The 26,376-nt window shown below is 71.3% G+C and carries 7 protein-coding genes and 1 pseudogene; 3 read left to right on the top strand and 5 right to left on the bottom strand.

Annotated elements, in window-relative coordinates; translation table 11 throughout:
* Positions 1-17 precede the first annotated feature (17 nt).
* Positions 18-1,964, bottom strand: coding sequence for a Y-family DNA polymerase (locus GIS00_RS22230; protein ID WP_230314001.1), 1,947 nt, complete (start codon positions 1,962-1,964; stop codon positions 18-20).
* Positions 1,965-2,072: 108 nt separating this feature from the next.
* Between GIS00_RS22230 and GIS00_RS22225 the strand changes: the two genes are divergently transcribed.
* A complete protein-coding gene (locus GIS00_RS22225; protein WP_230314000.1) occupies positions 2,073-2,489 on the top strand; it encodes a VOC family protein in 417 nt (138 codons plus the stop codon).
* On the opposite strand, the gene GIS00_RS22220 is transcribed toward GIS00_RS22225, so the two are convergent.
* On the bottom strand, positions 2,482-3,333 hold the full coding sequence (locus GIS00_RS22220; protein WP_322098299.1) for a LysR substrate-binding domain-containing protein: 852 nt from the start codon (positions 3,331-3,333) through the stop codon (positions 2,482-2,484). The genes GIS00_RS22225 and GIS00_RS22220 overlap by 8 nt on opposite strands.
* 80 nt (positions 3,334-3,413) lie before the next feature.
* Between GIS00_RS22220 and GIS00_RS28010 the strand changes: the two are divergent.
* Positions 3,414-4,802, top strand: a pseudogene (locus tag GIS00_RS28010) (MFS transporter); the annotation flags it as partial.
* Positions 4,803-4,855: 53 nt separating this feature from the next.
* Here the strand turns inward: GIS00_RS28010 and GIS00_RS22210 are convergent.
* The 3 genes from GIS00_RS22210 to GIS00_RS22200 form a co-directional block, all read right to left on the bottom strand.
* On the bottom strand, positions 4,856-5,173 hold the full coding sequence (locus tag GIS00_RS22210; protein ID WP_230313999.1) for a putative quinol monooxygenase: 318 nt from the start codon (positions 5,171-5,173) through the stop codon (positions 4,856-4,858).
* A 46-nt stretch (positions 5,174-5,219) separates the two neighbouring features.
* A complete protein-coding gene (locus tag GIS00_RS22205; RefSeq protein ID WP_322098298.1) occupies positions 5,220-6,170 on the bottom strand; it encodes a metal ABC transporter solute-binding protein, Zn/Mn family in 951 nt (316 codons plus the stop codon).
* A 70-nt stretch (positions 6,171-6,240) separates the two neighbouring features.
* Positions 6,241-7,158 (bottom strand): hypothetical protein, encoded by a 918-nt coding sequence (locus tag GIS00_RS22200; RefSeq protein WP_154770667.1) that lies wholly within the window; start codon positions 7,156-7,158, stop codon positions 6,241-6,243.
* A 491-nt stretch (positions 7,159-7,649) separates the two neighbouring features.
* On the opposite strand from GIS00_RS22200, the gene GIS00_RS22195 reads away from it, so the two are divergent.
* Positions 7,650-26,348, top strand: coding sequence for an Ig-like domain-containing protein (locus tag GIS00_RS22195; RefSeq protein ID WP_154770666.1), 18,699 nt, complete (start codon positions 7,650-7,652; stop codon positions 26,346-26,348).
* Positions 26,349-26,376 lie beyond the last annotated feature (28 nt).

Genomic DNA, 26,376 nt, shown 5'->3' with positions numbered 1-26,376 from the left:
CTGCCGTTGAATCCACATCAGTCGTAGGTCCCTTCGAGCTGCCAACCGGTGCCGCCGTCCCCGAGGGTGACCGCCGCCAGCAGCAGCACCTCGCCGTCCCCGGTCAGCACCTGCATCCGGGCCCGGCGCAGCGCGGGCGCCGTCACCACGGTGACCGGCCCGGCCACTTCCGTTGACCCCGCACCCGCACCCGACCCCGACCCCGACCCCGCACCGTCGCCACCGGGCGGCACGGCGACCGGTGGCTCCGCGGTGACCCGGGCGTCCCGCCGGTCGTCACCGTCCTGGTGGCTGATCAGCCGCCGGGCCCGGCTCGGCCGCCGGTAGCCGATGTCCCCCGGCGCCGGGACGTACTCCTTCTTCCCGTGCCGGACCGGTGCGCCGACCACGGCGGCGGCCGTCACCGGCACGGCCGGGTCCGGCAGCCGGACCGACCACCAGCGCTCGTCCAGCAACCACGGTCCGGCCCAGCCGAGCACCGCGGCCGGCGGAACGGCCCGGCCGGCGACCAGCACCGGGTCCGCGGACAGCAGCCCGCGGTCGGTCAGTTGCACCTCTTCTCCCGCCGCGTCCTGCAGCCGGACCGCGACCTCGTCCGGCGGCAGCGTGTCGAGGGCGAGCCTGGTCGGCGACGGGGCCGGCAGCGCACCGGGCCACGGCGCGTCCGGGTCGGCGGCGGGCACCTTCTCCTCGCCCCACGGCACCAGCGTCACCCGCTCCGCCGGGCCGCGGCCGCCGGAGCGCACCGGGGCCAGCACCGCCGACGGCCCGAGCAGGCCCTGCACCCGGGCGAACGCCCAGCCGGCCCGCTGGTCGTCGTCGCCGTCGGAACCCCAGAGCCCGTACTGCACCAGACCGGCGCCCAGCGCCTCGACCGGCTCCAGCCGGAGCAGGGTGATCGCGCCGGGTCCGGTGCCCTCCTCGTCGTGCAGTGCACCGGTGGCGTCCCGCTGCAGGGTGCGGCCGGCGGTGAGCCACCCGTCGAGCTGCCAGCGCACCCGGTCGGCGGTGGCGGCGGAGGTGAGCGGCCGGGCGCAGCGCCAGATCCGGGAGAACTCCTTCCCCTTCTCCGTGCGGGCGGAGATGGCCAGTCTGGTGCAGGCCAGCCCGGCGTCGGCCAGCCGGGCGTGGAACCGCTCGGCCAGCGCCCGGGCCAGGAAGGCGGCGGTGTCCACCCGGTCCAGCGGTGGGTCGCAGGCCTGCTCGACCGCGAGGTCGTCCGGCACGTCCCGCCGGGACAGCCCGCGCTCGGCCACCCCGCGGGCCAGCCGGTGCGCGAGCAGCCCGTCGGCGCCGAACCGGGTGATCACCTTCTCCTCCGGCAGCGCCGCGAACCCGCCGACCGTCCTGATCCCGAGCCGGACCAGCAGGTCGACCAGTTCCGCCCGCTCCGGCGGGCTGATCGCCGGCTCCCGCGCCAGCTCGGCGATCGGCAGCGGGGCGCAGAAGTCGGCGGACCCGCCCGGCGGCACGATCCGGGCCCGCCGGGCGGCCAGCACCGCCACCGCCAGGCTGTCGGCGATGCCGACCCGGCACTCGACGTCCAGCGACTCGACCAGGTCGACGATGCGCTCGGCCGCCGCCTCCTCGGACCCGAGGTACCGGGACGGGCCGCGGGCCGAGCAGGCGACCAGCCCCGGGCGCAGCACCTCGATCCCCGGGGCGATCTCCTCGACGGTGGCCGCGACCGGCTCGAACAGCCGGGCGTCCCGATCGGGATCGGCGGCGAGCACCAACAGCTCCGGGCACCGGGACTGGGCGTCGCGGCGGCGCATGCCCTGCCGGATCCCCTCCGTGCGGGCCGATGCGTTGCAGGTCTGCACCCGGTTCGCCCGGAACACCGCGGCCGGCCGGTCCGCGGGCTCGCCCAGCAACCGGGCACCGGCCACCACCGGCCAGTCCTGGCACCAGATCACCAGGGCGCGGTGCCGCTCGGTCCGCACCGGAGCGTCCGTCCCGCTCATCGCACCCCCTGTCCGCACCGCCCACCTTCGAACCTCTGTTCGAGACTAGAACAGATGTACGACAGTGGACAATCCACAGACGGTGGATCCGTCTGCCACGCTGGCCGGGTGAACGGCTTCCACCACGTCGAGCTCTGGGTGCCCGACCTGGCATCCGCCCGCCCGCGCTGGGACTGGCTGCTGACGACGCTCGGCTGGACCGACTTCCAGGACTGGTCCGGGCCGGGTGGCACCGGCGGCCACTCGTGGCGCGCACCGGCCGGCGGCTACCTGGTCGTCGAACAGTCCGTCGACCTGTCCGGGACCCGGCACGAGCGGACGGCGCCCGGGATGAACCATCTCGCCCTGGACGGCAGCCGGGAGCAGGTCGACCGAATCGCCGCGACCGGACCGGCACACGGCTGGACACTGCTCTTCGCCGACCGGCACCCGCACGCCGGCGGGCCGGACCACTACGCCGCCTTCCTCGCCGACCCCGACGGTTACGAGGTCGAGATCGTCGACCCCGACCCTGCGGTCAGCTGATCGCCCGGGTGCTGCCGAGGATCGCGGTGGTCAGCGCCTCGGCCGCCTCCGACGGTGCGCGCGGACCGGTGAGCAGGGCGAAGTCGATCTCCCCCAGGTCCGGCAGCCCGGCGCTGGCCGGCAGCACCACCAGGTCGCCGGGGGCGAGGCTGCGGGCGAACACGCCGAGCCCGAGCCCGGCCCGCACCGCCGCCAGCACGCCGTTGACCCCGCGCACCACACAGGTCAGCCGGTAGCTGCGACCCTGCTGCTCCAGCGCCTGCACGGTGAGCGACCGGCTGAGGCTCGGCGCCTGGTAGACGACCAGCGGGACCGGCAGGTCCGGATCGATCCGGGTGCCCTCGGCCGCCGCCCAGACCAGGTGGTCCCGCCGCACCACGGACGCCCGCGGGTCGCCCGGCTGGTGCTTCACGAACGCCACGTCCAGGTGCCCGGACTCGAGCCGGCGGTGGATCCCGGAGCTCTGGCCGACGGTGAGCTCGAGGTCGATGCGCGGGTAGATCCGCCGGAACTCGCGCAGGATCCGCGGCAGCGCGGTGAGCGCCAGGTCGTCGGACACGCCGAACCGCAACCGGCCGCGCAGCCCCGACCCGGAGAAGTAGCCCACCGCCTCCTGGTGGGCGGCCAGGATGGTACGGGCGTACCCGAGCAGCGCGTCGCCGTCGGCGGTCAGCGTGACGCTGCGCGTGTCCCGCACGAGAAGTGGTCGCCCGACGGCTGTCTCGAGCTTGCGGATGTGCTGACTGACGGTCGGCTGCCGCAGCCCGAGCTGCGCGGCCGCCCGGGTGAAGCTGAGCGAGCCGGCCACCGCGACGAACGTCCGCAGCTGTTCCGGGTCGTACACGCCGACCATCCCTTCCCGATGCACAGCACCTCACCCATTGCGTTCCGCAATGGCAGATATTGAACCGATTCTCCCACGGAATGATGGATCGACCACCGGCGGTGGGTCAGGATCGAACGGTCACGCCGACGAGCGTCGTGCCAGAACAGTCAGGAAAGAGCTTGTCCCCCGGCCGGTCCCCCGCGCACAGCACCCAGTCACCCGCACCCACACCCAGCGCATCGCCCCTCCCGACACCCGCACCGATACCGACACCAACACCGACACCGACACCGACACCGACACCGACACCGACACCGACACCGACACCGACCGGCACCTTCGCCTCGCTGCAGGTCCGCAACTACCGGATCTTCGTCACCGGCCATCTCGTCGCGAACATCGGCGGCTGGACCCAGCGTGTCGCCCAGGACTGGCTGGTGCTCACCCTCACCGGCAGCGCCACGGCGGTCGGCCTGACCACCGCCCTGCAGTTCCTGCCGACCCTGCTGCTCGGTCCGTGGGGTGGGCTGCTCGCCGACCGGCTGCCCAAGCAGCGCATCCTGCTGGTCACCCAGAGCGTGATGGGACTGTCCGCCGCGGCGGTCGCCGTGCTGGCCCTCACCGGCGACATCCGGGTCGGCCACATCTTCGTGCTGGCCGCCGTTCTCGGTATCGCCACCGCGGTGGACAACCCCACCCGCCAGTCCTTCGCCGGCGAACTGGTCGGGCCGTCGCTGCTGCGCAATGCGATCAGCCTCAACTCCACCGCGTTCCAGCTCGGGGCACTGATCGGCCCGGCGGTGTCCGGCGTGCTGATCGGGCTGGTCGGCATCGGCTGGTCGTTCGCCGTCAACGCCGTCTCGTTCGCGGTGACCGTGCTCGCCCTGCTCCGGATCCGCAGCTCCGACCTGTACCCGGCCGCCGGCGCCGGCCGCGCCGGGCGGCGGGTGTCCGCCGCGGCCCGGGAGGTGTTGCACCGGCCGGAGATGTGCCTGCCGTTCGTGCTGGCCACGGTCTTCTCGGTGTTCACCGCCAATTTCCCGGTGACCCTGGCGGCGTTCTCCGCGGAGGTCTTCCACACCGGGCCGACCGGTTTCGCCGTCTTCACCGGGGTGCTGGCCGCGGGATCGGTGATCGGTTCGCTGCTGGCCGCCCGGCGCAAGGTCATCCGGCTGCGGACGATCGCCACCATGGCCGGCCTGCTCGCCGTCAGCCAGCTCGCCGCCTCCTTCGCCCCCGGCGAGATCGCCTTCACCGTGCTGCTGCTCGCCCTCGGGCTGTCCTCGGTGTCGTTCGGGGTGTCCGCGAACTCGGCGGTGCAGCTGGCCGCCGGCGACGCGATGCGCGGCCGGGTGATGGGCATCTACCTGCTCGGCGTGATGGGTGCCGCCTGCCTCGGCGGCCCGCTGGTCGGCGCGATCAACGAGCACCTCGGGCCGCGCACCGGGCTGGCGGCCGGGGCGGTGCTGCCGGGTGCGGTGACGATCGCCGCGGTGGTGCTCCTCGCCCGGCGGCAGGACATCACGATGCGGTCAGCGGCTCAGGGCTCCTCGACCGCGCTGATCCGGTACTTCCGGACGTCGGCGGACAGGATCCGCGCGGCCGTGCCCTCGTCCGGCCCGGAACCGCGGAAGGCCATCAGCTCCGCGTCCCCCACCCAGCGCTCGTAGACGTTGATGCGGCCGCGGTCGAGAGGGTCCGCGGTGATGCAGAAGTCGAGGCAGCCGGGGGCGACCCGGGCCAGCTCGACGACCTTCACGTTGTCCCGGGCGTACGAATCCCGGTCGTTCGGGTCGACGGTGAGGTGTCCGGCGATGATGAGCATGAAGGGTGGACGTGCCGAGGCCCCGCGACTCATCGGTGGAGTCGCGGGGCCTCTACATCAACAGATCAGGAGCAGCAGATCAGGACGAGCCCTCCAGCGCGGTGGACAGCGCATCCAGGTTGGCGGTCATCCAGCTGACGTAGGTCTGGCCCTCGGGCAGGGTCTCGGTGAACGGCACGACCGGGATGCCGGCGGCCTGCGCCGCCGCGGCGACCTCCTCGGTCTGGCTGTCACTGGTCTGCGAGTTGTTGGCCAGCACCGCGACGGTCTTGTCGGTGAACAGCGCCAACGTCTCCTGCAGCACCCGGGCGGGGGCGTCCGTCCCCTCCTCCACCGCCTCGCTGAACTCCTCCGGCGTGCGGTTGACCAGTCCGGAGGCCTCCAGCAGGTAGACCGGCACCGGTTCGGTGACGGCCGCGCCGACGCCCTCGTGCTCGGCCTTGATGGATGCCTCCTGCGCGAGGAGCCCGGTCAGCCCTTCGTCGAGGGTCTTCGCGTTGGCCGCGAAGTCCGCGGCGGCCGACGGGTCGGCGGCGGACAGTGCGGTGACCAGCGCGGCGGACACCTTCTGCACGCTGGGCACGTCGTACCAGACGTGCTCGTTGAGCTCGCCGCCGGCCGGGGCGGTCCTCCCGGACACCTCGACCGCGTTGATCACCTCGGCGTCACTGCCCGCGGCGGCCAGCAGGTTGGTCATGAAATCATCGTAGCCACCGCCGTTCTCGATGACGATGGCGGCCTTGGAGACCTGCAGCTGGGTCTGCGCGCTGGCCTCGTAGGAGTGCGGGTCCGCGGACGGGTCGCTGATCACCGAGCTGACCTCGACGTGGTCCCCGCCGATCTGCGCCGCGATGTCGCCCCAGACATTGGTGGAGGCCACCACGGCGATCGTCGTGCCGGTGGCGCCGCCGGTCCCGCTGCCTGCGGCGGAGGTCGTGCCACCGGAGTCCGACGAACCACAGGCGGTCAGGGCGAGGAGGGTGGCAGCCGTCAGCGCGGTCAGCGCGGAGCGTCGGGATGGTGCGTGCACGTGCGGGGTTCCCTTCGGTGCGGTAGCAGGCGCCGCCGCGATCAAGTTGATAACTGTTCTCGTTACCGACTCACGATAGCGCACCGACGGCGAGGTCCTCGACCGGCACCTCGGACACCAGCGGGGCACCCGACGACGGCAGCATCCGGACCCCCCGCCGGTCCCCGGTCAGCAGCACCTCGACCGACCTGCCCGGACCGGCGGCACCACGACCGCCGACCTCGACCCGCATCGTCCGCCCGCGCAGCCGGCCGTGACCGGTACCGACACCCTCCCACCGCCCGATCCCGGTGCGCAGCACCAGGTCCGCACCGGGCCACGGTCCGGCCACCAGGAGTACGGCGCCGCGCTGACGCAACCGGCCGGTCAGCACCCGGAGCCGGGCGGCGCCACCGAAACCGCGCTCCGGCGGCGCCACCGCCAACAGGTCGACGCCGTCCGCCAGCACCGAGAGCACCTGCAGCACATCCGGTCCCGGATCCGGCACCAGGGCGATCCGGTCCAGGTCGACACCGAACTCCGCCGCCGCCTGCAGGCCGATCCCCGGCATCCCGACCAGCGCCGACCAGGCGCCCGGCGGGGCGGCCAACAGGGACAGCAGCAGGCTGGTGGTGCCCCGGCCACCGGAGAGGCTGACCACACCGCCCCGCGGCAGACCACCCCGCGGCAGCACACCGGCCAGCGCCCCGGGTACCGCGAACACCTTGCCGGCACCCTGATCCACACCAGCACCGACCGCGGGAACCTCTGCGACAGCAAGGATCCCGCGATCCCTGTCCGGAACGGCAGCGAGCGCGGGCGGTTCCGGCACCTGCCCCGACCCCGACCGCGGATCCGGCTGGAGATCCGGCTCGGCCCGCAGCGCCGGGCCCACCTTCTCCCGCCCCGGCCCGACCGCCGTCATCCGGCGGCGCAGCTCGTCCAGCACCTGCGCGCGGGTACGCACAGCACCATCGGCGCCCTCGGGCGTGGCCAGCATGTCGAACACGCGTTCGATCCTAGCTCTCACCCCTCCCCCGGTCGACCCCCGTCCGGCCACCGGCAACCGGATCGGCCGTCACCCCTTCGCCAGAGCAACAAAAACCCTGCCGCCTGAGATCGGCACACCACCGGACCACCCCGTTGAGCGCATTGCAAAGAAATGGCACAGCCCGAATGGTCTCCGCACCTGTAGAAACCACTCTTTTCGCTTGTGCTCGTCATCTAAAAGAGGTGGATCGGCGAACCACCGAAGTGGTACGCATCAGCCGGACCGCGTGGGCCATATGTGTAGTTCTCTCCTGTTGCCGCAGTTCACAGGCAACAACGACGAACCGTGACGCTGTGACGGTGCGTAGCCGAACAATGGCGGGAACGACGGGGAATACCGCCATTCGCGATAGGCAACCGGAATGAACTCTGTGTAAGACTCCGTGCTGTGTTCACGGATGCACTCTGCGTGAGCACCATTCATGGGCGGCGGACCTGCAGGAGCATCTGGTGAGAATCGGACAAAAAGCGGCCGGTTTCTTCTTCGGTACTCGTACCTCCGGGACGGCGCCCAGGCGTTCCACCGGGCAGGCCGGCAGGGCGGGGACATCACTGTTCTCGGTGCTGGTGCTGGTCGCCGCCACGCTCACCTTCATGACGGCCACCGCGGTGGTCGCGCCGACACCCGCGAACGCCGCGATCCCCGGTCAGGGCACGCCGTTCGACTGCTACGGCGGCATCATCTACAACACCCAGCAGGGCAACCCGGCGAACAACACCACCACCGGGACGATCAACGCGATCACCACCAGCACGCTGACCGGTGCCACCCCGGTCACGGTGACGACGACGGCGGTCACCACCATCCCGCAGGGCGGCCGGACCAACTCCTTCGGCATCACCCGCGGCGGCTCCTACGGCTACGTGATCGACCAGGTGACCGCAGTCGGGTCGGCCACCACCACGGTGCACCGCTACGACACCACCAGCCAGAGCTGGAGCGTCTACACCGGTACCGCCACCGCCGGTACCGCGGCGCAGAGCTTCGTCGCCGGCGCCGTCGACCCGTTCAGCGGGATCTACTACTACGCCCAGTACCTCAACGGCGTCGCCACCGTCTACGGCTTCAACACCAACACCAACACCGCGATCCCCGGCATCATCGCCACCATCACGCTGCCGATCGCCGGCACCGGCAACGGCGACATGGCGTTCGACCAGGCGGGCAACCTCTACCTGGTCGAGTCGATCGCCCCGTCCGCCGCCGTCGCGGTGGTCAAGGGCCCGCTGCCGTCCACCGGGTCCAGCACCGGCACCGCGCTCACCTCCACCACGCTGCAGACCTACACGGTCGCCACCGGTGTCAACTACAACGGCATCGCCTTCGACAACGTCGGCAACCTGTACGCGCAGTACGCGGACACCACCGCCATCACCACCTCGCTGGTCTCCCTCAATCCGAACACCGGCGCGATCACCGGCGGCCCGAAGCTGGAGAGCATCACCGGCACACTGGGGACCGACATCGCGGCCTGTTCGCTGAACCCGACGCTGAGCGTGGCGGAGAACGTCGTCGCCCGCGCCAACACCGGGGACCAGTTCTCCACCTCGATCACCGGCGGCAGCATCACCGCCAACAACACGGCGACCACCACCGGCACCGCCACCGGCCTGCAGAACGAGATCGCCGGCCCGGTCATCGGTTACAGCGGCACCTCCTACACCGTCGCCCAGACCGCCTCCGGCGGAGGGAATCTCGCCGACTACATCACCACCTACAGCTGTACCGACGCCGCCGCGTCCAACCGCGTGGTGGCCTCCGGGACCGGGTCGTCGTTCACCCTGAACTTCCCGACCCCGGCCACCAACGCCACCGGTCCGTTCGTCACCTGTACGTTCACCAACACCCCGAGACCGACCATCACGGTCACCGCCGCCCTCGGCGGCACCCGGGCCAACACCGGCGACCAGTTCACCACCGCGATCCGCACCGGCGGCGTGTCCGGCACCGTGGTCAACACGACCACCAACTCCACCTCGACGGGCACCGGCAGCACCATCACCGCCGGCACCGGCACCACCGGTGAGTACACCGCAGCCGTCGGCACCACCTACACCATCACCGAGGGTGCTTCCGGCGGAACGAACTTCGCCCAGTACACCCGGCTGATCACCTGTGTCGACGCCAACGGGTTCCAGACCGGGCTGCCGACCAACCAGGCGTACTCCGCGGCGAACGGACTGAACATCACACCGGTGGCCGGCGCGGCGATCTCGTGTGTCATCACCAACACCCCGATCAGCCCGACCATCGTGCTCTCCAAGGTGCTGGGCGGCCCCCGCGCGGTCGCCGGTGACCAGTTCACCGTCGCCATCCGCACCGGCTCGGTCACCGGCACCGTGGTCAACAGCACCGCGAACTCGACCACCACCGGCACCGGCTCCACGGTCACCGCCGGCACCGGCACCACCGGCACCTACACCGCCACGGCGGGCACCACGTACTACCTGACGGAGACCTCGCCGGCGAACTACAACTCGCTGGTCACCTGTACCGACACCAACGGGGTGCAGACCTCCGGCCTGCCGACTGCCGCGGCCCTGGGCACCGGCATCGCGGTCACCCCGGTCGCGGGCGCCGCGCTGAGCTGCACCTTGACGAACACCGGTACCGCGGTGAACCTCTCGCTCGCCAAGACCAACCCGACGCAGCTGGTGGTCGGCACCGCGGCGAACTACACCCTGGCCGTCACCAACAACGGCGGCACCACCGCCACCACCGCGCGCGTCGTCGACGTACTGCCGGCCGGCCTGCAGTACAACTCGGTGGCCGGCACCGGCTGGACCTGTTCCGCCGCCGGCACCGTCGCCGCCGGCCAGACCGTCACCTGCAACTTCACCGGCAGCATCGCCTCCACCGCGACCTCGACGTTCACCATCAACGTCACCCCGCAGGCCGCCGCCGCCGGCACCACGCTGCAGAACCGCGCCGCCGTCGACCCGACCGGCGGCACCTCGCCGGTTGCGCCTGGCACCTGCACCGCCACCGGCACCCCGGCCGGGTGCGCCGTCGCCGCCGCGCAGACCATCGACCTGATCACCGCCACCAACGACACCGCGATCACCGCCCCGGCCACCGCCGTGGTGATCGCCGTGCTGTCGAACGACACCACCAGCAGCGGCTACGCCCTCGTGCCGTCCACGGTCACCGTCACCACCGCCCCGGGCAACGGCACCACCTCGGTGAACGCCACCACCGGTGCGATCACCTACACCCCGAACACGAACTTCTCCGGCGTCGACACCTTCGTCTACCGGGTCTGCGACAACTCGACGCCGACCGCCGTCTGCGCCACCGCGACCGTCACCGTGAACGTGCCCAGCACGGTCACCGCGGTGAACGACACCGCGACCACCCCGCAGAACACCGCCGTCACCACCGCGGTGCTGGCCAACGACACCCGCACGGCCAACGGCGCCCCGCTGAACCCGGCGAGCGTCACCGTCACCAGCGCGCCGGCCAACGGCACGACCAGCGTCAACACCGGCACCGGCGCCATCACCTACACGCCCAACAACGGCTTCACCGGCACGAACACCTACACCTACCGGGTCTGCGACAGCTCCTCCCCCACCCCGGTCTGCGCCACCGCCACCGTCACCGTCACCGTCGGCGCGAACACCGTGACCGCCGTCAACGACTCGGCCACGACCGCGCCGGGCACCGCCGTCTCCATCAACGTCCGGGCCAACGACTCGACCTCGACCGGCCAGCCGCTGGCCAACCCGACCATCACCGTCGCCCCGACCAACGGCACCGCGGTGGTCAACGCCGGTACCGGCGCGGTGACATACACGCCCAACAACGGGTTCTCGGGCACCGACACCTTCCGCTACCAGGTCTGCGACACCTCGAACCCGACCCCGGTCTGCTCGACCGCGCTGGTCACGGTCTCGGTGCCGAACACGGTGACCGCGGTCAACGACACGGTGACCACCCCGCAGAACACCGCCGCCGTCACGAACGTCCTTGCCAACGACACGGTCTCGCCCAACGGCGCCGCGCTGAACCCGGCCAGCGTCACCGTGCAGACCGGCCCGAGCCGCGGCACGACGAGCGTCAACACCACCACCGGCGCCATCACCTACACGCCCAACAACGGCTACACGGGGACCGACACCTACACCTACCGGGTCTGCGACAGCTCCAGCCCGACCCCGGTCTGCTCCACCGCGACGGTGAACATCACCGTCGGCGCCAACACCGTCACCGCGTCGAACGACACCGACACCACGGCCCCGGTCACCCCGGTCACCACCAACGTCCGGGCCAACGACTCCAGCTCGACCGGCCAGCCGCTGGCCAACCCGACGGTGACCGTCGCCCCGGCCCGCGGTTCCACCTCGGTCAACGCCACCACCGGCAACATCACCTACACCCCGGCCTCCGGCTTCTCCGGCACCGACGTCTACACCTACCGGGTCTGCGACACCTCGAACCCGACCCCGGTCTGCGCCACCGCCACCGTCACCATCACCGTGCCGAACACCGTCACCGCGGTGAACGACACATCGACTACCCCGCAGAACACCGCGGTCACCACGCCGGTGCTCGCCAACGACACCATCACCGCCGGCGCCGCCCCGCTGAACCCGTCGAGCGTGACCGTCACCGCCGCCCCGACACGTGGAAACACCGCTGTCAACACTTCGACGGGCGCCATCACCTACACGCCGAACAACGGCTTCACCGGCACCGACGTCTACACCTACCGGGCCTGCGACACCTCCACCCCGACCCCGCTCTGCGCCAACGCGACGGTCACCGTGACCGTCGGCGCGAACACCGTGGTGGCCAACCCGGACAGCGGCACCACCACCCCGGTCACCGCGATCACCACCAACGTCCGGGCCAACGACACCACCTCCACCGGACAGCCTCTCGGCCTCCCCACGGTGACCACGAGCGCCGGTAACGGCACCACCGCCGTCAACGGCACGACGGGCGCCATCACCTACACGCCCAACTCCGGCTTCTCCGGGGTCGACACCTACGGCTACACCGTGTGTGACACCTCGAACCCGACCCCGGTCTGCTCGAGCACCACGGTGACGATCACCGTCCGGAACACGGTGACGGTCAACGACGACATCGTCGCCACCCCGCAGAACACCGCCACCACCACCAACGTGCTGGCCAACGACACGGTGACCACCGGCGGCGCGTCGCTGAACCCGGGCTCGGTGGTCGTCGCGACGGCGGCCGCGCACGGCACCACCACCGTCAACGCCACCACCGGTGCGATCACGTACACCCCGGCGAACGGCTACACCGGGCCGGACAGCTACACCTACACGGTCTGCGACCGCTCCACCCCGACCCCGGTCTGCGGCACGGCGACCGTCAACATCACCGTGGGCGGCAACGTCGTCACCGCCACCCCGGACACCGGCACCACGCCGCCGGTCACCCCGATCACCACCAACGTCCGGGCGAACGACACCTCCTCCACCGGGCAGCCTCTCGCCAACCCGACGGTCACCGCGCAGCCGGCGCACGGGACCGCCTCGGTCAACGCCGGCACCGGCACCATCACCTACACACCGGCCGCCGGCTTCTCCGGCACCGACGTGTACACCTACCAGGTCTGCGACACCTCGAACCCGACCCCGGTCTGCGCGAGCACCACGGTCACCATCACCGTGCCGAACACCGTCACCGCGGTGAACGACAGCTCCACCACCCCGCAGAACACCGCGGTCAGCACCAACGTGCTGGCCAACGACACCATCACCACCGGTGGCGCCCCGCTGAACCCGGCGTCCGTGACCGTCACCAGCGCGCCGGCCTCCGGCACGACGAGCGTCAACACCACCACCGGCGCCATCACCTACACCCCCGCCGCCGGTTTCACCGGCACGGTCACCTACAACTACCGGGTCTGCGACACCTCGGACCCGACCCCGGTCTGCGCCACCGCCACCGTGACCGTCACCGTCGGCGGCAACACGGTCGTGGCGAACCCCGACAATGCCAGTACCGCACCGGGTGTCGCGACCACCGTGAACGTGCTGGCGAACGACACCCGGTCGGCCAACGGCGCGCCGCTGAACCCGGCGAGCATCACCGTGACCACCGCGGCCGGCCACGGCACCACCACCGTCAACACCACGACGGGTGCGATCACCTACACGCCGGCGAACGGCTTCTCCGGCACGGACACCTTCGTCTACCGGGTCTGCGACTCCTCGACGCCGACCCCGGTCTGTGCCTCGGCCACCGTCACCGTCCAGGTGCCGAACACGGTGACCGCGGTCGCCGACTCCGCGACCACCACGCAGAACACCCCGGTGACGCTGAACGCCCCGGCCAACGACACCGTCTCGACCAACGGCGCGCCGCTGAACCTGGCGTCGGTCACCGTCACCGTCCCGGCCCTGCACGGCACCACGGCCGTCAACGCGACCACCGGTGCGATCACCTACACCCCGGCCAACGGCTACGCGGGCACGGACACCTACACCTACCGGATCTGTGACACCTCGACGCCGACCCCGGTCTGCGCCACCGCCGTCGACACCATCACCATCCCGGCCAACGTGGTCACCGCGGTCAACGACTCGTACACCACCCCGCCGGTCACCGCCGTCGCGAACGACGTGCGCGCCAACGACTCCAGCGCCACCGGGCAGCCGCTGGCCAACCCGACGGTGATCACCGCACCGGGCCACGGCAGCACCTCGGTCAACGCCGGCACCGGCGTCATCACCTACACCCCGGCGTCCGGCTTCTCCGGCGTGGACACCTACCAGTACCGGGTCTGCGACACCTCGGCGACCCCGGTCTGCGCGAACGCGACCGTCACCATCACCGTGCCGAACACCGTCACCGCGAACGACGACGTCCGCACCACCCCGCAGAACACCGCGATCTCCGTCCCGGTGCTGGGCAACGACACCATCACCACCGGCGGCGCCCCGCTGAACCCGGCCTCCGTGGCGGTCACCACCGCCGCGACCAACGGCACCACCACCGTCAACACCACCACCGGCGCGATCACCTACACGCCGAACACCAACTTCTCCGGCACCGACACCTTCCGGTACCAGGTCTGCGACACCTCGACGCCGACCCCGCGGTGTGCCACCGCCCTGGTCACGATCACCGTCCCGGCCAACACCATCACCGCCAACCCGGACTCCGGGACCACGCCGCCGGTCACCCCGATCACCACGAACGTGCTCGCCAACGACACCGTCTCCGGTGCCGCACTCAACCCGGCCAGTGTCGCGGTGACCACCGCCCCCGGCCGCGGCACCACCGCGGTCAACACCACGACCGGCGCCATCACCTACACGCCGGCGAACGGGTTCTCGGGCGTGGACACCTACCGCTACCAGGTCTGTGACACCTCCACCCCGACGCCGCTCTGTGCCTCGGCGCTGGTCACCATCACGGTGCCCAACACGGTCACCGCGGTGAACGACACCTCGACCACCGCACAGAACTCGCCGGTGTCGATCCCGGTGCTGACCAACGACACCATCACCACCGGCGGCTCCCCGCTGAACCCGGCCTCCGTGACCGTCACCGCCGCTCCGGCGCACGGCACCACCGCGGTCAACACCACCACCGGTGCCATCACCTTCACCCCGACCACCGGCTACTCCGGCACCGACACCTTCACCTACCGGGTGTGCGACAGCTCCAGCCCGACCCCGGTCTGCGCCACCGCCACGGTCACGGTCACCATCGGGAACAACACCGTGACCGCCAACCCGGACGCCCGCACCACGCAGCCGATCACCGCGACCACCACCAACGTGCTGTCCAACGACACGGTGGCCGCCGGCGGCGCCCCGCTGAACCCGGCCAGCGTCACCGTGATCACCGCTCCCGGCCACGGCACCACCTCGGTCAACACCACCACCGGATCGGTGACGTACACGCCGGCGAACGGCTTCTCGGGCGTCGACACCTACGTCTACCGGGTCTGTGACACCTCCTCGCCGACCCCGCAGTGCGCCACCGCCACCGTCACCATCACCGTGCCGAACACCGTCACCGCGGTGAACGACACCTCGACCACTGCACAGAACACGCCGGTCTCCGTCCCGGTGCTGGGCAACGACACCATCACCAACGGCGGCGCCCCGCTGAACCCGGCGAGCGTCACGGTCACCGCGGCGCCGGCCAACGGCACCACCGCGGTCAACACCACGACCGGCGCCATCACCTACACGCCGAACGCCGGCTTCTCCGGCAACGACTCGTTCACCTACCGGGTCTGCGACGGCTCGACGCCGACCCCGGTCTGCGCCACCGCCACCGTGAACGTCTCCGTCGGCGCGAACACGGTGACCGCGGCGAACGACACCGCCACCACCCTGCCGATCACCCCGGTCACCACCGACGTCCGGGCGAACGACTCCTCCTCCACCGGACAGCCTCTCGCCAACCCGACGGTGACCACCGCCCCGGGCCACGGCACCACCTCGGTGGACGGCGCCACCGGCAACATCACCTACACGCCGGCCTCCGGCTTCTCCGGCGTCGACACCTACGGCTACACCGTGTGCGACACCTCCGCGCCGACCCCGGTCTGTGCCACCGCCACCGTGACGGTCACCGTGCCGAACACGGTGCGGGCCAACGACGACGCCGCCACCACCGCGCAGAACACCGCGGTGCCGGTGAACATCCTGGCCAACGACACCGTGTCCGCCGGCGGCGCGCCGCTGAACCCGGGCACCGTCACGATCCTGACCGCCGCCCTGCACGGCGGGCTCTCGGTGAACACCACCACCGGGGTGACCACCTACACCCCGGCCGGCGGCTACACCGGAGCGGATTCGTTCCGGTACCGGGTGTGTGACACCTCGACCCCGACGCCGACCTGTGCCAACGCCACCGTCCGGATCACCGTCGGCGCGAACACCGTCGTCGCCAACCCGGACAGCTCGACCACCCAGCCGATCACCCCGGTCTCGATCACGGTGAAGGCCAACGACACCACGTCCACCGGCCAGCCGCTGGGCAACCCGACGGTGACCACCACCGCGCCCAACGGCAGCACCTCCGTCAACGGCACCACCGGCGCGATCACCTACACCCCGAACTCGGGCTTCTCCGGGGTCGACACCTTCGGCTACACCATCTGCGACACCTCGAACCCGACCCCGGTCTGCTCGAGCACCACCGTCACGGTGACCGTGCCGAACGTGGTGACGGTCAACGACGACATCGTCGCCACCGCACAGAACGTCGCCACCACCACCAACGTGCTGGCCAACGACACCATCACCACCGGCGGCGCCCCGCTCAACCCGGCCTCGGTGGTCGTGGCGACCGCCGCGGCCCACGGCACCACGTCGGTGAACACCACCACCGGTGCGATCACCTACACGCCGGCCGCCGGCTACACCGGTCCGGACAGCTACACCTACACGGTCTGCGACCGGTCGACCCCGACCCCGGTCTGCGGCACCGCCACGGTGAACATCACCGTCGGCGCGAACACCGTCACCGCGACCCCGGACACCGGCACCACGCAGCCGGCCACCCCGATCACGGTGAACGTCCGGGCGAACGACACCACGTCCACCGGACAGCCTCTCGCCAACCCGACGGTCACCACGCCGCCGGCGCACGGCACCGCGACGGTCAACGCCGGCACCGGCACGATCACCTACACCCCGGCCTCCGGGTTCTCCGGCACCGACGTCTTCAACTACCAGGTCTGTGACACCTCGAACCCGACCCCGGTCTGCGCCTCGACCACCGTCACCGTCACCGTGCCCAACACCGTCACCGCGGTGAACGACACCTCGACGACACCGCAGAACTCCGCGGTGAGCACCAACGTGCTCGGCAACGACACCATCACCGCCGGCGGCGCCCCGCTGAACCCGGCGTCGGTGACCGTCACCGTGCCGCCGGCCTCCGGCACCACCAGCGTCAACACCACGACGGGCGCCATCACCTTCACCCCGGCGACCGGGTTCTCCGGCACGGTGAACTACACCTACCGGGTCTGCGACACCTCGGACCCGACACCGGTCTGCGCCACCGCGACGGTGACCGTCACCGTCGGCAGCAACACCGTCGTCGCCAACCCCGACAACTCCACCACCGAGCCGGGTGTCGCGGTCACCACGAACGTCCTCGCCAACGACACCCGGTCCGCCAACGGTTCTCCGCTGAACCCGGCGAGCGTCACCGTGACCGCTGCGCCGGCGCACGGCACCACGTCGGTCAACACGACGACGGGCGCCATCACCTACACGCCGGCGAACCAGTTCTCCGGCACCGACACCTACACCTACCGGGTCTGCGACTCCTCGACGCCGACCCCGGTCTGTGCCACGGCGACCGTCACCGTCCAGGTGCCGAACGACGTGGAGGCGGCGAACGATGCCGCGACCACCGCCCAGAACACCTCCGTGGTGATCCCGGTGCTGGCCAACGACACCGTCTCGCCGAACGGCTCCCCGCTGAACCCGGGCTCGGTCACCGCGACCACCCCGCTGCACGGCACGGTCACGGTCAACCCGACCACCGGGGCGATCACCTACTCCCCGACCACCGGGTACTCCGGCCCGGACTCGTTCTCCTACACCGTGTGTGACTCCTCGACCCCGACCCCGGTCTGCTCCACGGCACCGGTCTCGGTGTCGGTCGGCACCAACTCGGTGGTCGCGGTCGACGACACCAACACCACCGCACCGATCACCGCCATCACCACGAACGTGCTCGCCAACGACACGATCTCGGCCGGCGGCTCCGCCCTGAACCCGGCGAGCGTCACCGTCACCACCGCGCCCGGGCACGGCACCACCTCGGTCAACCCGGCGAACGGCGCGATCACCTACACGCCGGCGGCGAACTTCTCCGGCGTCGACACCTTCCAGTACCAGGTCTGTGACAGCTCGGCGACGCCGGTCTGCGACATCGCGCTGGTCACGATCACCGTCCCGAGCACGGTGACCGGCGTCGACGACACCGACACCACCCCGCAGAACACGGATGTCACCACGCCGGTCCTGGACAACGACACCGTCACCACCGGCGGCGCCCCGCTCGACCCGGGCTCGGTCACCGTGGTCACCGCGCCGGCCCACGGCACCACGGCGGTGAACCCGAACGGCAGCATCACCTACACCCCTGATGCGAACTACTCCGGCACGGACACCTACGTCTACCGGGTCTGCGACGGCTCCACCCCGACCCCGAACTGCGACCCGAGCACCACCGTCACCATCACCATCGGCGCCAACACGGTGACCGCGGTGAACGACGCACGGACCACGCAGCCGGTCACACCGGTGACCGTCGACGTGCTGACCAACGACACGGTGGCCGGCGGCGGCGCCTCGCTGAACCCGGGCTCCGTCGCGGTCACCCGCGCCGCGGGCCACGGCACCACCACGGTGAACGCCACCAACGGCGACATCACCTACACCCCGGCCAACAACTTCTCCGGGGTCGACACCTTCGACTACCGGGTCTGCGACCGGACCACCCCGACCCCGCTGTGCGCCACCGCCACCGTCACGATCACCGTGCCCAACACCGTGACCGCGCGGGCGGACACCGCCACCATCCGGCAGAACACGCCCACGCCGATCCCGGTGCTGGACAACGACTCGGTGACCCCGGGCGGCGCCCCGCTGAACCCGGCGTCGATCAGCATCCCGACCCCGCCGGCCCACGGCACGGTCTCGGCCAACACCACCACCGGCGTCATCACCTACACCCCGGATCCCGGCTACTCCGGCCCGGACTCGTTCTCCTACACCGTGTGTGACAGCTCCACCCCGACGCCGACCTGCTCCACCGCGGCGATCGTCACCGCGACGGTGGCGGACAACGTGGTGACGGCCACTGATGACACTGCTGACGCCTCCCCTATCACGGCGGTCGTGGTGCCGGTGCTGGGCAACGACACCGTCTCCACCGACGGCGCCCCGCTGAACCCGGCGAGCGTCACGGTCACCACCGCCGCCGGCCACGGCACCACCACGGTCAACCTGACCAACGGGGCGATCACCTACACCCCGGCGAGCGGCTTCTCCGGCGTGGACACGTTCGTCTACCAGGTGTGTGACACCTCGACGACGCCGATCTGCGACACCGCGACCGTCACGGTCACGGTGCCGACCACGGTGAACGCCGTCGACGACAGCGCGACCACCGCGCAGAACACCGCGGTCAGCACCCCGGTGCTGGGCAACGACACCGTCACCACCGGTGCGGCGCCGCTGGCCCCGGCCTCGGTGACCGTCACCAACCCGCCGGCCAACGGCACCACCGCGGTGAACACCACCACCGGGGCGATCACCTACACCCCAACGACCGGGTTCTCCGGCACCGACAGCTACACCTACCGGGTCTGCGACACCTCCACCCCGACCCCCGTCTGCGACACCGCCGTGGTCACCGTGACAGTCGGCAGCAACACCGTCACCGCCACCCCGGACAACGCCGCCACCACCCCGGGCAACCCGGTGACCACCAACGTCCGGGCGAACGACTCCAGCTCCACCGGGCAGCCGCTGGCCAACCCGACGGTCTCCGTCGCGCCCGGGCACGGCACCACCTCGGTCGACCCGACCACCGGCAGCATCACCTACACGCCGAACTCCGGGTTCTCCGGCACCGACACCTACACCTACCGGGTCTGCGACACCTCCCGGCCGACCCCGGTCTGCGCCACCGCGACCGTCACCGTGCAGGTGCCGAACACCGTCACCGCCGTCGACGACGAGGTGGCGACGCCGCAGAACGTCGCCGTCATCACGCCGGTGCTGGGCAACGACACGATCGCGGCCAACGGCGCCCCGCTGAACCCGGCCTCGGTGACGGTCACCGTGGCCCCGGCGAACGGCACCACCACGGTCGACACCTCCACGGGCAACGTGCGGTACGTGCCGGCGACCGGCTTCTCCGGCACCGACACGTTCACCTACCGGGTCTGCGACACCTCCACCCCGACCCCGGTCTGCGACACCGCCGTGGTCACCGTGCAGGTCGGCGGCAACGTGGTCGTGGCCAACCCGGACACCAACACGACCGCGCCGATCACCTCGATCAGCACGGAGGGCCGGGCGAACGACACCTCCTCCACCGGACAGCCTTTCGCCTTCCCGACGATCACCTACCAGCCGGCGCACGGCACGGCCTCCATCGGTGCGGCGACCGGCGTGCTGGTCTACGTCCCGGAGAACGGCTTCTCCGGCGTCGACACCTTCGGCTACCAGGTCTGCGACACCTCGACCCCGGTGCCCTACTGCGACACCTCGACGGTGACCATCACCGTGGTCGACGTCGTCACCGCCAACCCGGATGTCGTGTCCACCCCGCAGAACACCGCGGTGACCACCCCGGTCATCGGCAACGACACCGTGTCGACCGGCGCCTCGCCGGTGAACCCGGCCAGCGTCACCGTGACGGTCCCGGCCGCCCACGGCACCACGTCGGTGAACACCACCACCGGCGCGATCACCTACACCCCGGAGGCCGGCTACTCCGGTCCGGACAGCTACGGCTACCGGGTGTGCGACCGGTCCATCCCGACCCCGGTCTGCGACACCACGACGGTGAGCATCACCGTCGGCGGCAACGTGGTGACCGCCACCGACGACACCGAGATCACCCAGCCGATCACGTCGGTCACCACCAACGTCCGGCTCAACGACACCTCCTCCACCGGGCAGCCACTCGCCAACCCGACGGTGACGGTGCAGCCGGGCCACGGCACCGCCGCGTTGAATGCCGCGGGCAACATCGTGTACACCCCGGCGAACGGCTTCTCCGGGACGGACAGCTACACCTACCAGGTCTGCGACACCTCGGAACCGACGCCGGTCTGCGACACCGCGGTGGTCACCATCTCCGTGCCCACCACGGTCACGGCGATCAACGACGCCGGCACGACCGCGCAGAACACCCCGATCACGCTGACCGTGCTGTCCAACGACGAACACCAGACCGGTGGCGCCGCACTGGATCCCGCCTCGGTGGTGATCACCCGGCAGGCCGAGCACGGCACGCTGGTGGTCAACACCAACGGCACCATCACCTACACCCCGGACCGCGGCTACTCGGGCACGGACAACTACATCTACCGGGTCTGCGACCTGTCCACGCCGACCCCGGTGTGCGACACCGCCGGCGTGGTGATCACCATCAGCGGCAACACGGTGACCGCCAACCCGGACAACGCCAACACCCCGCCGGGTGAGGCCGTCACCACCCCGGTGCTGGCCAACGACTCGGCGGCCACCGGTGGGCAGCCGCTGAACCCGGCGAGCGTCACCGTGACCGCGGCCCCGGGCCACGGCACCACCTCGGTGAACACCACCACCGGCGCGATCACCTACACACCGGCGGCCGGCTTCTCCGGCACGGACAGCTACACCTACCGGGTCTGCGACACCTCCACCCCGACCCCGGCCTGCGCCACGGCGACCGTCACCGTCCAGGTGCCGAACGTCCTCGACATCGAGAACGACAACGCCTCGCCGCGGCAGAACACCCCGGTGCAGATCTTCGTGCTGGGCAACGACTCGGTGTCGCCGAACGGTGCCCCGCTGAACCCGGCGTCGGTCACCTTCACGCCGCCGTCGCACGGTGCGGCCACGGTCGACCCGACCACCGGGATCATCACCTACACCCCGGCCACCGGGTACACCGGTCCGGACTCGTTCACCTACACCGTGTGCGACACCTCCACCCCGACCCCGGTGTGCGGTACCGCCACGATCTCCGTCCTGGTGATCGGCAACGCGGTGACCGCGCGGCCGGACACCGCGAGCACCGCGCAGAACACCCCGGTGACCACGACCGTGCTGTCCAACGACACCGTCTCGGCCGGCGGGCAGCCGCTGGACCCGGCCTCGGTGACGGTCACCACCGCACCGCTGCACGGCACCACCACGGTCAACCCGACCGGCACCATCACCTACACCCCGGCGGCCGGGTTCTCGGGCACGGACACCTACACCTACCGGGTCTGCGACACCTCCACCCCGACCCCGGTCTGCGGGTCCGCGGCGGTGACGGTGAGCGTCGGCACCAACACGGTGAACGCGGTGTCCGACACCGCGTCCACCACCCCGACGACCCCCGTCACCACCCCGGTGCTGGCCAACGACACCACCCCGCCGGGTGGCGCCCCGCTCGACCCGGCGTCGGTCACCGTCACCTCGGCCCCGGCGCACGGCACCACCACGGTCAACACCACGACCGGCGCGGTGACGTACACGCCGGCGACCGGGTTCTCCGGTACCGACAGCTACACCTACCGGGTCTGCGACACCAGCAACCCGACCCCCGTCTGCGACACCGCGATCGTGACGATCACCGTCACCAACACGGTCACCGCCGCGCCCGACAACGGCGGCAGCACGCCGCAGAACACGCCGAAGACCATCGACGTGCTGGCCAACGACACCGTCGCGCCCGGCGGCGCGCCGCTGAACCCGGCGAGCGTCACCGTGCCGACCCCGCCGGCCCACGGCACCGTCACGGTCGACCCGACCACCGGGGCGATCACCTACACCCCGGCCGCCGGTTACAGCGGCACGGACACCTTCACCTACCGGGTCTGCGACACCACCACCCCGACCCCGGTCTGCTCGACCGCCGCGGTGACGATCACCGTCGGCGCGAACACGGTGACGGCGACCGACGACTCGGCGACCACCACGCCGGTCACCCCGGTCACGGTGCAGGTGCTCACCAACGACACGATCACCCCGAACGGTGCGCCGCTGGATCCGTCCTCGGTCACCATCACCTCGACGCCGACCCACGGCACCGTGGCGGTGAACACCACCACCGGTGCGGTGACGTACACGCCGGCGAACGGCTTCTCGGGCAGCGACACCTTCACCTACCGGGTCTGCGACACCAGCAACCCGACGCCGGTCTGCGACACCGCGGTGGTCACCGTCACGGTGGTCAACACGGTCGACGCCGTGGCCGACGAGGTGGCGGTGGCCCAGAACGGCACGGTCACCAGCCCGGTGCTCGGCAACGACCGGGTGTCCGCCGGCGGCGCGCCGCTGGACCCGACCTCGGTGACGATCACCGTGCCGCCGACCCACGGCACCGCCACGGTCAACCCGACCACGGGTGCCGTGACCTACACCCCGACCGCCGGCTACACCGGCGCGGACAGCTACACCTACCGGGTCTGCGACACCTCCGACCCGACCCCGGTGTGCGACACCGCCACGGTGACGATCCAGGTGGGCACCGACGTGGTCGTCGCCAACCCGGACACGGCCACGGTCACCCCGGGCAACCCGGTGACCATCGACGTCCGGGCGAACGACTCCACCTCGACCGGGCAGCCGCTGCAGGTCCCGACCGTCACGGTGGCGCCGGCCCACGGCACCGCCACGGTCGATCCCACCACCGGTGTGGTCACCTACACCCCGGCGGCCGGGTTCTCCGGGACGGACACCTTCACCTACCAGGTCTGCGACACCAGCACCCCGACCCCGGTCTGCGACACCGGCACGGTCACCGTGTCCGTGCCGAACGTCGTTGCGGCGGGCGGTGACTCGGCGACCACCCTGCAGAACGCACCGGTCACCGTGGACGTGCTGGCCAACGACACCGTCTCGCCGAGCGGCGCGCCGCTGAACCCGGCCTCGGTCACCGTCACGGTGGCCCCGGCGCACGGCACCGTGTCGGTGAACCCGACCACCGGCGCGATCACCTACACGCCGGCGTCGAACTACAGCGGTCCGGACAGCTTCACCTACCGGGTCTGCGACACCTCCACGCCGACCCCGGTCTGCTCCACCGCGACCGTCTCGGTGACGGTGTCCGGCAACGGGATCGTGGCCCAGGACGACGCCTCGACCACCATGCCGATGACCGCGGTGGCGATCGACGTGCTGGCGAACGACACGGTCTCGGGCAGCGTGCCGCTGAACCCGGGTTCGGTGACCGTCACGGTGCCGCCGGGCCACGGCAGCACCTCGGTGAACACCACCACCGGTGTGATCACCTACACGCCGGAGGCGAACTTCTCCGGCACCGACACCTTCACCTACCGGGTCTGCGACAGCTCGACCCCGACCCCGGTCTGCGACACCGCCGTGGTCACGGTGACCGTGCCGAACCAGGTGGTGGCGAACGACGACACCGTCGCCACCGGCGAGAACGACGCCGTGGTCATCGATGTGCTCGCCGACGACACCCACATGACCGGTGGCGCACCGCTGGATCCGTCCTCGGTCCGGGTCACCCGGGCGCCCGCGCACGGCTCCATCGAGGTGGAGGCGGCCACCGGCCGGATCACCTACACCCCGACCGCCGGCTACTCCGGCCCGGACTCGTTCGACTACGAGGTGTGCGACACCTCGGAGCCGACCCCGGTGTGCTCGACCGCGACGGTGAACATCACCGTCGGACCGAACACGGTGACCGCGAACGACGACTCCGGCACCACCCCACCGGTGACGCCGATCGTCACCGACGTGCTGGCCAACGACACCGTGACCATCGTCGGCACCCCGCTGAACCCGGCGTCGGTGACCGTGGTGGTGGCGCCGCAGCACGGCACCACGTCGGTGGACCCGGCGACCGGGGCGATCACGTACACGCCGGAGAGCGGCTTCTCGGGTGTGGACACGTACACCTACCAGGTGTGCGACACCACGACGCCGACGCCGATCTGCGCCACTGCGGTCGTGACGATCACCGTGCCGAACACCCTGCGGGCCATCGACGACACGATCGCCACCCCGCAGAACACGGCGATCCGGACGAACGTCCTGGTCAACGACACGGTCTCGACCGGCGGCGCGCCGCTGGACCCGGGCTCGGTGACCATCACCGTGCGCCCGGCCCACGGCACCGTCGCGGTGAACCCGACGACCGGGGTGGTCACCTACACCCCGACCCGGGGGTACACCGGCCCCGACAGCTACACCTACCGGGTCTGCGACACCTCCACCCCGACCCCGGTCTGCGACACCGCGGTGGTCTCGATCACCGTCGGACCGGACGTAGTGGCGGCCTCGCCCGACGCCGCGACCACCCTGCCCGGCACCGCCGTGGTGATCCCGGTGCTCGGCAACGACACCACCACCACGGGTCTGCCGCTGGACCCGGCATCGGTGACCGTCACCGGTGACCCGGAGCACGGCACGGTGACGGTCGACCCGGACACCGGTGCCATCACCTACACCCCGGATGCCGGCTTCACCGGTGAGGACACCTTCACCTACGAGGTCTGCGACACCTCGACGCCGACCCCGGTCTGCGACGAGACCACGGTGACCGTCACGGTGGCCGAGTCCATGCTGTCCCTGGTGAAGACCGCCTCGGTGAGCGACACCAACGCTGACGGGGTGGTGTCGGTGGGCGACACCATCGACTACACCTTCGCCGTCACCAACACCGGCCAGGTGGGGGTGACCGGCGTGACCGTGGTGGACGAGATGATCGGCACGGTCAGCTGCCCGTCCGGTGCGCTCGCCGCCGGCGCGACGATGGAGTGCACCGCCGACAACGGCCACGTCATCACCGCGGCCGACGCCGAGGCCGGTGGGGTCACGAACTCCGCTCTGGTGCAGGCGCAGCCGGTCTGCCCGCCGGGCGCGCAGGACTGCACCGGTGTGCAGTCCGGGACGGTCACGATCATCACGCCGGTCAACACCCAGGACCGGCTGTCGATCGCCAAGTCCGGTGGCTGGACGGATGTCGACGGCGACGGCGGCGCGAGCCCCGGGGACCTGGTCTCCTGGAGCATCGTGGTGACCAACGCCGGTGACACCACCATCTCCGACATCGATGTGGACGACCCGACGGCCGGCACCGTCAGCTGCCCGGCGACCGAACTGGCCGCCGGCGAGCAGATGACCTGCACCGTGGCCGACCACGTGGTCACCGCCGTCGACGTGGCGGCGGGCGAGGTGGGCAACACCGCCCTGGCCTCCGGCACCGGCCCGTCCGGTGACGTGGTCTCGCCCACGGTCACCGCCGTGGTCGACCTGACCGCACCGCCGGCCCCGCCGGGACCGACGCCGCCGGCGCCGAACCCGCCGGTCGGTCCGCAGCCGCCGCTGTCCTACACCGGCCTGCCCGGTCAGGAACTGCTGTGGGTCGGTCTGCTGCTGCTGCTCGCCGGCCTGCCGCTGCTGGTCATCGGACGGCGTCGCCGGAACCGTGGACAGGCAGGGGGCTGAACCTGGGAGACCCGGTCCGTCACCACCT

Source organism: Nakamurella alba (assembly GCF_009707545.1).
Lineage (GTDB): Bacteria > Actinomycetota > Actinomycetes > Mycobacteriales > Nakamurellaceae > Nakamurella > Nakamurella alba.
Note: the sequence above shows the minus strand (reverse complement) of the source record. Positions and strands in the feature narration are given on the sequence as shown.